Origin of the sequence: Ruminococcus sp. Marseille-P328 (assembly GCF_964249465.1) — a bacterium.
GTDB lineage: Bacteria > Bacillota > Clostridia > Lachnospirales > Lachnospiraceae > Blautia_A > Blautia_A faecis.
Map to the genome: position 1 here is coordinate 39,987 of NZ_CAXUBQ010000014.1, position 12,856 is coordinate 52,842.

12 protein-coding genes and 1 pseudogene are annotated in these 12,856 nt (G+C 42.9%); 10 read left to right on the forward strand and 3 right to left on the reverse strand.

The window, feature by feature from the left end:
• Positions 1–473 precede the first annotated feature (473 nt).
• The 8 genes from spo0A (at position 474) to ACESTK_RS11230 (ending at position 8,446) form a co-directional block, all read left to right on the forward strand.
• Entirely contained in the window at positions 474–1,280 is an 807-nt protein-coding gene (gene spo0A / locus ACESTK_RS11195) for a sporulation transcription factor Spo0A (RefSeq protein WP_173718390.1), read from the forward strand.
• Between the two features lie 91 nt (positions 1,281–1,371).
• On the forward strand, positions 1,372–2,817 hold the full coding sequence (gene glgA, locus ACESTK_RS11200) for a glycogen synthase GlgA (RefSeq protein WP_118580996.1): 1,446 nt from the start codon (positions 1,372–1,374) through the stop codon (positions 2,815–2,817).
• 394 nt (positions 2,818–3,211) lie between these two features.
• Positions 3,212–3,397, forward strand: a complete 186-nt coding sequence (locus ACESTK_RS11205) for a hypothetical protein (RefSeq protein WP_148462515.1) — start codon at positions 3,212–3,214, stop codon at positions 3,395–3,397.
• Positions 3,398–3,409: 12 nt separating this feature from the next.
• Complete coding sequence (locus ACESTK_RS11210; protein WP_118580993.1) at positions 3,410–3,658, forward strand: spore coat protein; 249 nt, start codon at positions 3,410–3,412, stop codon at positions 3,656–3,658.
• Positions 3,659–4,312: 654 nt separating this feature from the next.
• Positions 4,313–5,389: a recombinase RecA gene (gene recA / locus ACESTK_RS11215; RefSeq protein ID WP_118580990.1), complete on the forward strand. Its 1,077-nt coding sequence runs from the start codon at positions 4,313–4,315 to the stop codon at positions 5,387–5,389.
• A gap of 3 nt (positions 5,390–5,392) precedes the next feature.
• Positions 5,393–5,881: a regulatory protein RecX gene (locus ACESTK_RS11220; protein ID WP_195409229.1), complete on the forward strand. Its 489-nt coding sequence runs from the start codon at positions 5,393–5,395 to the stop codon at positions 5,879–5,881.
• 190 nt (positions 5,882–6,071) lie between these two features.
• Positions 6,072–7,628 carry a ribonuclease Y gene (rny, locus tag ACESTK_RS11225; RefSeq protein WP_118580984.1) on the forward strand — a complete coding sequence of 519 codons (1,557 nt, stop codon included), beginning with the start codon at positions 6,072–6,074 and terminating at the stop codon, positions 7,626–7,628.
• A gap of 215 nt (positions 7,629–7,843) precedes the next feature.
• Positions 7,844–8,446, forward strand: a complete 603-nt coding sequence (locus ACESTK_RS11230; protein ID WP_215659722.1) for a stage II sporulation protein M — start codon at positions 7,844–7,846, stop codon at positions 8,444–8,446.
• A gap of 126 nt (positions 8,447–8,572) precedes the next feature.
• On the opposite strand, the gene ACESTK_RS11235 is transcribed toward ACESTK_RS11230, so the two are convergent.
• Positions 8,573–8,731, reverse strand: coding sequence for a DUF6783 domain-containing protein (locus tag ACESTK_RS11235; RefSeq protein WP_368072541.1), 159 nt, complete (start codon positions 8,729–8,731; stop codon positions 8,573–8,575).
• Between ACESTK_RS11235 and ACESTK_RS11240 the strand changes: the two are divergent.
• Both ACESTK_RS11240 and xerD read left to right on the forward strand, forming a co-directional pair.
• Positions 8,690–8,803, forward strand: a pseudogene (locus ACESTK_RS11240) (DUF6783 domain-containing protein); the annotation flags it as partial. The gene ACESTK_RS11235 and the pseudogene ACESTK_RS11240 sit on opposite strands and share 42 nt — an antisense overlap.
• A 24-nt stretch (positions 8,804–8,827) precedes the next feature.
• Entirely contained in the window at positions 8,828–9,709 is an 882-nt protein-coding gene (xerD, locus tag ACESTK_RS11245; RefSeq protein WP_373119757.1) for a site-specific tyrosine recombinase XerD, read from the forward strand.
• Between the two features lie 394 nt (positions 9,710–10,103).
• On the opposite strand, the gene ACESTK_RS11250 is transcribed toward xerD, so the two are convergent.
• On the reverse strand, positions 10,104–11,135 hold the full coding sequence (locus ACESTK_RS11250) for a 3-deoxy-7-phosphoheptulonate synthase (RefSeq protein WP_118580970.1): 1,032 nt from the start codon (positions 11,133–11,135) through the stop codon (positions 10,104–10,106).
• A gap of 96 nt (positions 11,136–11,231) precedes the next feature.
• The gene (locus ACESTK_RS11255) at positions 11,232–12,668 is read right to left on the reverse strand and encodes an MATE family efflux transporter (protein ID WP_373119758.1); all 1,437 of its coding nucleotides are present in this window, start codon (positions 12,666–12,668) and stop codon (positions 11,232–11,234) included.
• Positions 12,669–12,856 lie beyond the last annotated feature (188 nt).

Genomic DNA, 12,856 nt, shown 5'->3' on the forward strand with positions numbered 1-12,856 from the left:
ATAGCAGAAACTTAATTTTCACTGTACTAGTATGGAGAAAAATCATGATTTCACTCTTGTATTTTTATGAACCTGTTCCATATCTTTCAATCATAAAACGCGAAAAAAATAAACTGTGTTAAATTGAGAGTCGGTGTAAAACGCTGTCTTAATATAAAAATCCCCTCAGAAAAAATGAAATTATTGTCGTTAAAAGACGCAAAAAAGCTCGAAACTAATCGAACGAAAATGCAGTAAAAACGGCAGTTTCGGCTTGATTTCCCCATGGCAGTTCCACTATAATAGACGTTGTTACAGCAAAGGAAAATTTTTCTGAAAAATGTGCAAGAGCAAACAGGGCCCTGCTGTTTTGTACAGGTGATAGGAAGATATTGGGAAGAAAAACGCGTTTGCTTCCTGATATCAGAAATATAGCAACTTTCCGGCTGTGGATTGCCGGAGAATTTTCAAAATAGTAGAAGGAGAATGGCCTCATGGAAAAATTGAATGTGGCAATTGCGGACGATAATGAGAAAATGGTGGAGGTACTGAGTAAGATCATTGATCAGGACGAAGACCTGAAACTGGTTGGAAAAGCACATAATGGAGAAGAAATCTGTAACATCATAAAGGAAAAACAGCCTGACGTGGTTGTACTGGATATTATCATGCCAAAAGTAGACGGACTTTCAGTGATGGAGCGCTTCAGTCACGATGAAAATTTGAAAAAAGTGCCGTCATTTATTGTGGTTTCGGCAGTGGGACAGGAGCGGATCACAGAGGACGCTTTTGATCTTGGAGCAGATTATTTTATGCTGAAGCCTTTTGACAACAAAATGCTGCTGAACCGAATCAAACACATCCGCCGGGCGGGAGAGAGACGCGTTAGGGAAATGAACCGTCCAAGACAAAAGGAAGAGGAAAATACTTACAATTCAGGAAATCTGGAAACGGATGTGACAGATATCATACATGAAATCGGAGTACCTGCACATATTAAAGGTTATCAGTATCTGCGGGATGCTATTATTTTATCCGTAAATGACATGGAAATGCTGAATTCTATTACAAAAATTTTATATCCAACCATAGCCAAACGCCATCAGACAACGCCAAGCCGCGTGGAGCGGGCTATCCGACATGCCATTGAAGTTGCATGGAGCCGTGGAAAAATGGATACCATTGACCAGCTGTTTGGCTATACAGTGAGCAATGGGAAAGGAAAACCTACCAATTCCGAGTTTATTGCACTGATTGCTGACAAAATCAGACTGGAATATAAAAATCGTTCTTTCCAATGAGCCGAATTTGGGGTATAATAAAAGACAGAAGCAGGTTACTGGCATTAAGTGGCAGTAACGCTATTTGCTATTACTAAGGAGGGTTTTTTGAATGAAAAGAATTCTTTTTGCAACATCAGAGGCAGTGCCTTTTATTAAGACCGGAGGATTGGCTGATGTAGCCGGCTCACTGCCGAAATGCTTTGATAAACGTTATTTTGATATTCGCGTGATCTTACCGAAATATGCCTGCATGAAGCAGGAATGGAAAGATAAAATGGAATATGTCACACACTTCTACATGGATCTTGGATACAAAAACTGTTATGTAGGTATTCTTCAGATGGAGTATGATGGCATTAAGTTCTACTTTATAGATAATGAGTATTATTTCAGTGGACCGAAGCCATATGACAGTGCTCCGTGGGATCTGGAGAAATTTGCATTCTTCTCCAAGGCAGTGCTTTCCGTACTTCCGGTAATTGATTTCCGCCCGGACATTATTCACTGCCATGACTGGCAGACAGGTCTTGTTCCGGTTTATCTGCACGACAGCTTCCAGCAGAATCAGTTTTTCTGGGGAATTAAGACCATCATGACCATACATAACCTGAAATTCCAGGGTGTATATGATGTGAAGACGATCAAGGAGCTTACAGGACTTTCCGATTACTATTTTACACCGGATAAGCTGGAAGCATACAAGGATGGCAACTTCCTGAAGGGTGGTATTGTATTTGCAGATGCTGTTACTACAGTAAGTAATACATATGCAGATGAGATCAAGACACCGTTCTATGGCGAAGGTCTGGACGGACTGCTCCGTGCACGCTCCAACAGTCTGCGTGGTATTGTAAATGGTATTGATTATAATGATTTTAATCCGGAGACAGATATTAATCTGTCAGCTCGTTATAATGCTACCACCTTCCGTAAGGAGAAGGTTAAGAATAAGATCCAGCTACAGAAAGATTTAGGACTTGAGCAGGATCCGAAGGCTATGATGATCGGTATTGTTTCCCGTCTGACAGATCAGAAGGGATTTGACCTGATCGCTTATATCATGGACGAGCTTTGTCAGGATAGTGTACAGATTGTAGCTCTTGGCACAGGAGATGAGCGCTATGAGAATATGTTCCGTCACTTTGACTGGAAATATCATGGCAAGGTTTCTGCACAGATTTATTACGATGAGAGCATGTCTCACAGAATCTATGCAGCTTCTGATGCATTTCTGATGCCGTCATTGTTTGAGCCATGCGGTCTGAGCCAGCTGATGAGCCTTCGTTATGGTACTCTTCCAATCGTCAGAGAGACAGGTGGTCTGAAGGATACGGTAGAGCCTTACAATGAATTCGAAGGAACCGGAACCGGATTTTCATTCAGCAATTACAATGCACATGAGATGCTTTCCACGATCCGCTATGCAGAGCACATTTACTATGACAAGAAGCGCGAATGGAATAAGATGGTAGACCGGGCTATGGCAAAGGATTTCTCATGGAGTAATTCCGCACGTCAGTATGAAGAGATGTACAACTGGCTGATCGGGGAATAAGGATTTTGTAAGAAATATGCCATTTAAAGTACGGATATAGATATATATGGTACATAATATATACGGTACATAATAAGATGAAATTCGGACATACTACTTTCTGTAAAGTGTCCGCCTCAGGATACAGGAGAGATTAATTTTCTCCTGTATTTTGTATATATGGACATTTGAAGGCTGTCGAAAACAAAGGTTCCATACTGTTGGTTTTCGCTACAGAAATATTTTAGTTACTGTTCACTGGTAACATTCCGCGAGGTGTTTTTTGTGAACGTAGTTCACAGAAAACCCGAGAAGTGCGGCGCGAAATCATGCAAATGCATGATTTCTGTGCATCGCGAAGCGCGTTGCTGTGAACGGAGTGAACAGTAACATATTTTAACAGGAGGCAGGTTATATGAACCAAATTTCAGAACTGGATCTACAGAATTTACGTCACCTGATCGGAGGATTTGACACCACCCATTGTAAAATGGAGGAGTATGCAAGTAAGGCTACAGATGCCCAGGTAAAACAGTTTTTCCAGAAGTCTGCCCAGTCGGCAGTGGACTGCAAAAATCAGCTTATGCAGTATTTACAGTAGGAGGTGCCGCAGATGAATGAAAAAGTGATGGTAGCAGATACCCTTGCCGGAATTAACGGTGAACTGACCCGTTATGGGGAGATGATCCCTCAGACAGAGAATCCTCAGCTGAAACAAACCTTAAAACAGATGAGAAATCAGTGCGAGATGTCCCAGGAGGAGATTTACCAGATTGCCCGTGCAAGAGGCTATTATGTGCCGGCAGCTCAGGCAACAAGGGAAGAAGTGGATCATGTCAGAAGCGTGCTTAGCCAGGGATAAGAGGGGCTAGTGTTACTGGTCACGGAGTGAACAGTAATGGGATAGTAAATAACATCCGGGTTGCAGGAAATAATTCTTGTAATTCCGGATGTTTTGCTATATAGTAGAATTACTGACAGGAAAACGACAATATAAAAGTCGTATACGATTCATTTCAAAATTTACCGGAGTTTTGTCTGTCTCCGGGTATACAAGAATTTCACACCCGTATTCCGGGATGATTCCACCGGTGAAAATAACTTTACAGTTCGTTTGGCTTAACATGAAAAATAAAATTTTTATATGGCGAGTAGGGGCTTGACAAGTGAACTGATTTAAGATAGTATGTACTACAGAGAAACGAACATAGGTTCGTATTGTGCAAGCAAGAAGATCCTGGCTGCTGTTCACTGGTAACGTTCCGCGAGGTGTTTTTGTGAACAAAGTTCACAGAAAACCCGAGAATTGCGGCGCGAAATCATGCTTTGCATGATTTCTGTGCATCGCGAAGCGCGTTACTGTGAACGGAGTGAACAGTAACAGATCCTGGCTGCTGTTCACGGATAAGGTTCTGCCAGGTGCCTTTTGTGAATGGTAACAGGTTATACAGTCCGGTTAATGATTACAGAAATTACTACGGACTTGTCTGATTATTAAGAATAGGAGATCGGAATAATGATAAATGAAGAGAAGAAGAAAGCGCTGGAAGCGGCTCTTGGACATATTGAGAAGCAATATGGCAAGGGCTCTGTAATGAAACTGGGTGAGTCCAGTGCCAATATGCAGGTGGAGACTGTTCCTACCGGTTCCCTGAGCCTTGACATTGCACTTGGGGTAGGCGGTGTGCCGAAGGGACGTATTATAGAAATCTACGGACCAGAGTCCAGTGGTAAGACCACTGTTGCATTACATATGGTAGCCGAGGTTCAGAAAAGAGGCGGAATTGCCGGTTTTATCGATGCCGAGCATGCTCTTGACCCTGTATATGCGAAGAACATCGGCGTAGATATTGATAATCTTTACATTTCCCAGCCGGATAATGGTGAGCAGGCTCTGGAGATTACAGAGACCATGGTTCGTTCCGGTGCAGTTGACATTATCATCGTGGATTCCGTTGCAGCTCTGGTTCCCAAGGCAGAGATTGATGGTGACATGGGAGACAGTCATGTAGGTTTGCAGGCACGTCTGATGTCACAGGCACTTCGTAAGCTGACCGCTATTATCAGTAAGTCTAACTGCGTTGTGATCTTTATCAACCAGCTCCGTGAGAAGGTTGGTGTTATGTTTGGTAACCCGGAGACAACTACTGGTGGACGTGCCCTTAAGTTCTATTCATCCATACGTCTTGATGTACGCCGTGTAGAGACATTGAAGCAGGGCGGCGAGATGGTTGGAAACCACACCAGGATCAAGGTTGTTAAGAATAAGGTTGCTCCGCCATTTAAGCAGGCTGAGTTTGATATTATGTTTGGTACCGGCATCTCCAAGGAAGGGGATATCCTTGATCTTGCTGCTGAGAATTCCATTGTGAATAAGAGCGGTGCATGGTATGCATACGAAGGAAATAAGATCGGCCAGGGACGTGAGAATGCCAAGCTGTTCCTGAAAGAGCATCCGGACATCTGCGATGAGATTGAACGCAAGGTTCGTATCCATTATCACCTTCTTCCAGGTGAGGAAGAAGAGCAGCAGGATGTGAAGCAAGAAGAAACTACACCAGAATCTGACGCTCCGGCAGCAGAAGAGGAATAAAATATGGCGGTTACACCTGAAGAGCAAAAGAATGCCAGAAGAAAGGCAATGCTTCTTCTGGAGCATATGGACCGTACAGAGAAAGGCCTGTCTGACCGGCTGCGTCAGGCAGGCTTTTCAGCAGAAGCCACAGAGGATGCCATGAACTATGTGCGTTCCTATGGGTATCTGAACGATTACCGCTATGCCATGAATTATATTTCCTTCCGCATGGGAAACAAGAGCCGTCAGAAGATTCTCCAGGAGCTTTCAGGGAAAGGAATTGACCGCGAGACTGCCCTTGCAGCCTGGGAAGAGGCAGCAGAGATTGAAGAGCCAGATGAACTGGCCATTCTCCGAACTACAGTAGAGAAAAAGTGTCAGCCTGGTACTGCCCTGGACGAGAAGGGGATGCGCCGCCTCCAGGGATTTCTCCTTCGAAGAGGTTTTTCCTATGGAGATATTTCCCACGTGCTGGAAGACATGAATATTACCTGTGAGAGAAGCTATTGATAAATTGCTGGATTCTTTCTGTGCATCGCGAAGCGTGTTACTGGTCGCGGAGTGAACAGTAACGCTAGACGTTTCTTTGGAAATTTAAATTTTGTTTTTGTGTAGAAAAACTTGACATAATTCTAAAAAAAAGATAAACTTGTATTGTTGTGATTGCACAATGAAAACTAAATATTGAGGAGGTGCTCCTGTGACAACAATTATTGTTGCAGTTGTCGCTGTAGTAGCCACTCTACTGATTGCAGTTCCTATTACTAGTAAAGTTTCTGTGGATAACAAAGTTAAGAAAGACGCAGAAACGATTGGGTCAGCTGAAGAAAAGGCCAGAGGCATCATTGATGAAGCCTTAAAAGCGGCCGAAACAAAGAAACGTGAAACTTTATTGGAAGTAAAGGAAGAATCTCTCCGTACAAAGAACGAACTGGAGAAGGAAACCAAGGAACGTAGAAACGAACTGCAGAAATATGAGAAGCGTGTCTTATCGAAGGAAGAAACCGTTGATAAGAAAGCTGAAGCAGTTGAGAAGCGCGAGGCAGAGTGCACAGCGAGATTTGCTGAATTGCAGAAGAAAGAAAAGAGAGTAGATGAACTCGAGCTGAAAGGAGTACAGGAACTGGAACGTGTTTCCGGTCTGACCTCCGAACAGGCAAAAGAAGAATTGCTCAGATCTGTGGAAGACGATGTTAAAGTTGATGTTGCCAGACTTTACAAGGAACTTGAGAGCCAGGCGAAGGAAGAGGCAGGAAAGAAAGCCAAGGAATATGTGGTAAATGCCATTCAGAAATGTGCGGTAGACCATGTTGCCGAGACTACTATTTCCGTAGTGCAGCTTCCAAGCGATGAGATGAAGGGACGTATTATCGGACGTGAGGGACGTAATATTCGTACTATGGAGACCCTGACAGGTGTAGACCTTATCATTGATGATACTCCTGAGGCAGTAGTTCTCTCATCATTTGATCCTATCAGACGTGAAGTGGCAAGAGTAGCACTTGAGAAACTGATCGTAGATGGACGTATCCATCCGGCCAGAATCGAGGAAATGGTTGAGAAGGCACAGAAAGAAGTTGAAACTCAGATCCGCGAGGATGGCGAGAATGCAGCTATGGATGTTGGAGTTCATGGTATTCATCCAGAGCTTCTGAAACTTCTTGGACGTATGAAATTCCGTTCAAGTTATGGACAGAATGCGCTGAAGCATTCTATTGAAGTAGCACAGCTTTCCGGTCTGCTTGCCGGTGAAATTGGTGTAGACGTGCGCATGGCGAAACGTGCCGGTCTGCTTCATGATATCGGTAAATCTATTGACCATGAAGTTGAGGGATCCCATATTGAGATTGGTGTAAACCTTTGTAAGAAATATAAGGAATCACCTATTGTGATCAATGCGGTAGCAGCACACCACGGTGATGTGGAGCCAGAGAGCCTTATTGCCTGTATCGTGCAGGCAGCAGATGCGATTTCCGCGGCGCGTCCAGGTGCCAGAAGAGAGACACTGGAGACTTATACCAACAGACTGAAGCAGCTTGAGGATATTACCAATCAGTTCAAGGGGGTTGAGAAATCCTTTGCTATCCAGGCTGGTAGAGAAATCCGTGTTATGGTAGTTCCTGAGCATGTGAATGATTCTGAGATGGTGCTTCTTGCAAGAGACATAGCGAAGCAGATTGAGGCTGAGCTTGAGTATCCGGGTCAGATCAAAGTCAATGTGATCCGCGAGAGCAGAGCTGTTGATTATGCCAAATAATCGGAGTTAATTTACATTAAGAAATATTAAGAAACCGCTTCCGCATTTTTCATACTATATGAAGGATGCGGAGGCGGTTTTTATTATGAAAGTCCCGGACGGCAGCCATGAACGAGCTATGCTTGCATGGGCTGATTCATGGAAAATCAAAAAGAATTTTTTTATGTAATTCATAATCAAATCATCGCTTGCGTACAATGGTACAGGGTGAATATATGGAAAATTTACTCAGTATCAAAAAGAAAAGTTTTTTTCCAGGACTGACTTTGCTGCTTGCAGGATTTCTTGCAGGAATGCTGATCCCGAACTTTATATACCGTTTTTCCTGGAAGCAGCAGGCATTTTCCGCAGTGTACCTTTTGGAAACCTATGGGAAAACAGAAGCAGGAGGAATCGATTATCTTTTGCAGATTCTCTGGATGCGCGGTGGGATTTTTTTCCTTTCTCTAATCTGTGGTTTTACTGTATTTGGAGTCCCTATGGCAATTATGGCGATGCTTTTTACCGGGATTGGACTGGGAATCGTATTTTCCATGTCTATTCTGCAGTTCGGACTTACCGGAGGCGCAGTTGCCGTAGCACTTCTTTTTCCGCATTATCTGATCTATCTGCCATTATGGGATTCGGTGTATCAGACGGTCTACAGGGAATCTATGGGAATCTGGCGCAATCATGGAATTTTTCCACAGAAAGTAAGCGCTTATCTCCTGAAAGTGCTCTTATATACAGCTTTATACGGTGTGGGAATTCTTTTGGAATGGCGTGTAAATCCATGGATTTTAAACAAAATTCTGGATTTTTCGAAATTTTTTGAATGAGAATAATATGAAAAATACAAGATATAGTATTGGTTACCATAAAAGCGACGTTATTTTGTAAAATGGGCAAAAAAAGCTTGTTTTTATACGATTTTTGGCCGAAAAAAAGGTTTGATTTTATGTCAATTACAAAGTATAATACAAATACATTTTAAGATCAGTTATTGTGGGGAGGTAGCCCGTTCCTGCAATAAAGCGTGAAAGAGCAAATGCAATGGACAATAGGAATTCCGGGCGAAATCTCCCACAAATTGTGACGCACATCTTACAGAAAGCCTTTTTCAAACACGCTCCAGAATCTTTTTCAAACATGGTCTAAAGCAGTATGATCATGGGATATATGAAATGAATTTATAACAAAAGAGACAGGAAGTAAACAATATGGAACAGGAAATACGCGAGTTTATTGAATACTTACATAATACGAAAAAAACATCCCAGAATACAGAGGTTTCCTATCAGCGGGATCTGAACAAGATGGCTGCATACCTGGAAATGAAGGGGATTATGAAAGCGGAAGATGTCCGTGAATTTGATCTCATGGGATACATGGATTATATGGAGAAAGAGAACTTCGCGTCATCCACTATTTCAAGAAGTGTTGCTTCCATGCGTGCTTTTTTTCAACACATGTTTGCACTTAGGAAGATGGAAGAGAACCCCACAGATAATCTGAAATCTCCAAAGGTAGAGAAGAAGCTTCCGGAGATTCTCAGTATTCAGGAAGTTGACGATCTTTTGAAGCAGCCAGATCTGACTACGCCTAAGGGAATTCGGGATAAGGCTATGTTAGAGCTTTTATATGCCACTGGTATGCGTGTCAGCGAACTGATCCATCTGGAGACCACAGATGTAAACCTTCAGCTTGGCTATGTGGTTTGCCAGGAGAATAAAGAGCGTATCATTCCGATTGGAAATGTAAGCAAGGAAGCGTTGAATCTTTATCTTGAAGAGGGACGTAAGGTATTTGTGAAAGATGATTCAGAGCATGCGCTGTTCACAAATTGCTCCGGTAAGGCCATGAGCCGTCAGGGATTCTGGAAAATGCTGAAAGGCTATGCCCAGGCGGCTGGAATTCACAGAGATATTACGCCACATACATTGAGACATTCTTTTGCAGTACATATGCTGCAGAATGGAGCAGACATCCGAAGCGTCCAGGAAATGCTGGGACATTCCGATATTTCTACGACTCAGGTATATTTAAGCATGAATATTAACCGGATGCGAGATGTGTATATGAAAGCACATCCAAGACATTGAGAAGATCGAATAAGATGATAACTGTCCATGGGAGAGACCTGTGGGCAGTTTTTTATGTAATAGGAAATTCTGTTGGAATTTCCTATTACATAAAAAGCCCTACCGGGCAGGATCGCACTGCGGCGGAAAGGTAGTTGTCGCTCGAGGCGACCCGCCGCAGGCGGAGAAGCCTGCAAGCAGGATTCTTTTTTATGTAATGAAAATTCTGCAAAGTAAGATTCTTTCTTGTATTATAAAAATGTTTGACCGAAAATTCTATCGAAAGATATTAGAGCGTGTCTGAAAAATCTCCCGCATTCCGAAATCAGAATACAGGAGATAAATAAATTTTATTTCTGAAAATATACCGCAAAGTGGGGCGTGTAGATTGCGGAAATGATTTTTCAAACAGGCGCTAGCACATCTCAGCGATTGTATAAAGCAGCTTCTCAGATTCTTCCCATCCAAGACAAGCATCTGTAATGGATTTACCATATACATGGTTTGGTCCGATCTTCTGATTGCCTGGCTCAATGTAGCTTTCGATCATAAGACCCTTTACCAGCCCACGAACATCAGAATCAACCTGACGGCTGTGAAGAACTTCTTTGGCAATACGGATCTGCTGCTCATACTGCTTGTTGGAGTTGGAATGGTTGGTATCCACGATGGTAGCCATATTCTTCAGGTTCTTAGCGGAATATTTCTCGAAAAGAAGACGAAGATCTTCGTAATGGTAATTAGGAATAGCCTCTCCGTGTTTGTTTACAGCACCACGAAGAATGGTATGTGTCAACTCATTTCCTGTAGTTTCAACTTCCCATCCCCTGTAGATAAATGTATGGCTGCCCTGAGCTGCAACAACAGAGTTCAGCATAACACTGAAGTCACCACTTGTAGGATTCTTCATTCCCGCCGGAACATCCATACCGCTGACAGTGAGACGGTGCTGCTGATCCTCAACAGAACGTGCTCCTACAGCAACATAGGAAAGAAGATCGGAAAGGTAACGCCAGTTCTCAGGGTAAAGCATCTCGTCCGCACAGGTAAATCCGCTCTCTTCAATAGCACGGATGTGCATTTTTCGGATGGCAACAAGACCGGCAAGCATATTAGGTTTTTTCTCCGGATCTGGCTGATGAACCATTCCTTTATAACCCTCTCCGGTAGTACGGGGTTTATTTGTATAAACACGAGGAATGATTAAAACTTTATCCGCAATCTTGTCCTGAACTTTGCGAAGTCTCAGCAGATAGTCGCATACAGCATCTTCATTATCTGCAGAACAGGGACCAATGATTGCAAGAAATTTATCGGATTTTCCAGTGAATACGTCACGGATTTCCTGATCACGTTTCTCTTTCAGTGCCTTGATCTTTGCATCAATGGGATATTGGTTGCGGATCTCGTCGGGGGTTGGAAGCTTTTTGATGAATTCAAATCCCATGGTATTTTCTCCTTTTATCGGCAAAATTTATTTTCGATTCAATATTATAGACTATGATGGAAAAAATGTCGATAGGCAAATTGCAGGAATGATTTTTCAAACACGCTCCAGTCTGTTTAGATAAATGAAATGAAGCAAGGTGAGAATCAGTTGGGAAAGGAGCATTCCGTAAAAATATCCACGGATTCCAAGCACAGGAATGGAAAAGAAAACAAATCCAATTCGGATACACACTCCTGCAATATTGTGAAAAAGGCAGGTATCCGGGCGCCCGAGACCGTTCAGAATACTTTCCAGTGCAGTATTTGTATAAAGAAAAGGGCAGATAAAAGCCAGCGTCCTTATGTAAATCCCCGCAGTTTCACTGTGAAAAAGAAAATTTCCCAGTGATTTTCCGAAAATAAAGAAAAAGAATGTACAGAAGCCTCCGAAGAAAAAGCAGTTTTCGCAGGTGCGGCGGATCACATGACGGATTTTTTTTTCATGACCGAGGGCCTGTAAACCAGCCACAGAAGGCATCAGCATAACAGAGGCAGAATTTGTCAGTGTCGCCGGGAAAAGAATCAGCGGCAGCGCCATTCCGGTAAAAATTCCGTACACAGACAAGGAATCAGTCTGATTTATTCCAGACAGAAGCAATCTTTGGGGAATAAGAACCATTTCGATGCCAGAGAGTAAGGTAAGCAGCAGCCGGTTGACAGAGTGGGGAACTGCAATCTGGGCGATTTCTTTTAAAAGAACATTTATGGAAGTGGCAGTATTGTTTTTGGCAGAAGCTGGTGGTATATGTGAAATATATTTTACAGCAGAAGGTGAATTTCTGTGAGCACCTTTGCTCATACAGAAAAATACTCGTAAAATACGTCGAAGCAGTCCGGTGCCTGGTTTGTAATTTTCCCTGGAAAAATCCAGTCCAAGCGCCAGCATACATGCTGCAGTGGCTGTAAGCTCACTGAAAAGTGCACCTCCGGCCGCTATTACAGGGGTAATCTCTTTTTTCTGGGAAATCAGAATCAGGTAGATCACGTAAGTGCTGCCGATCCGGGAAGTCTGCTCAAGAAGCAGGATAAAAGCTGGAATTCCAGTCGTTTTTCTGGCATAATAAAAGCTATTTACGCATGAATGCAAGGCTGAAAAAGGAAAACTAAAGGCAAGAATACGAAGCAGAACCGCAGTACGCGGCTCTTTTAACAAGGCAGAAGCCACAAAATCTGCATTCCAATAGACCAGAAAAGATAAAAGTCCGCAAAGTGCCATCGAAAGAAATGTTCCAAGAAGCAACGCATCTCTGGACTCTTTTTCTTTTCCAAGGGCAGTGAAAGAGGCACACAGCCTGGAAATAGCAGCCTGAATGCCCATACAGCAGGCTGCCAGTACGATTGCGTGAACCGGAAGCGTAAGCTGGTAAATTCCCACTCCCTGTGCACCAATAGTATGAGATAAGAATATTCTATAGAAGAAACCCATCAGGCGGCTGACAAGGCCGGTAAGAGTAAGAATCAGGGTTCCTCTGATAAAAAGTTTGTCAGACATAAGAATCCGCCTATCCTCTTCATCCTTTTAGTTAGTTTATGCTGTAAATGTGCCTTGACAGAACTGTTATTATCTGGTAAAGTGGGATAGAAATCCAAGCGAAATACTAGGAAATAGAAAAGTACCTAAGGAGATAGATGAAATAACCCTTTCCCGGGAGTCTTTCATATCGAATTGATACCAATAAA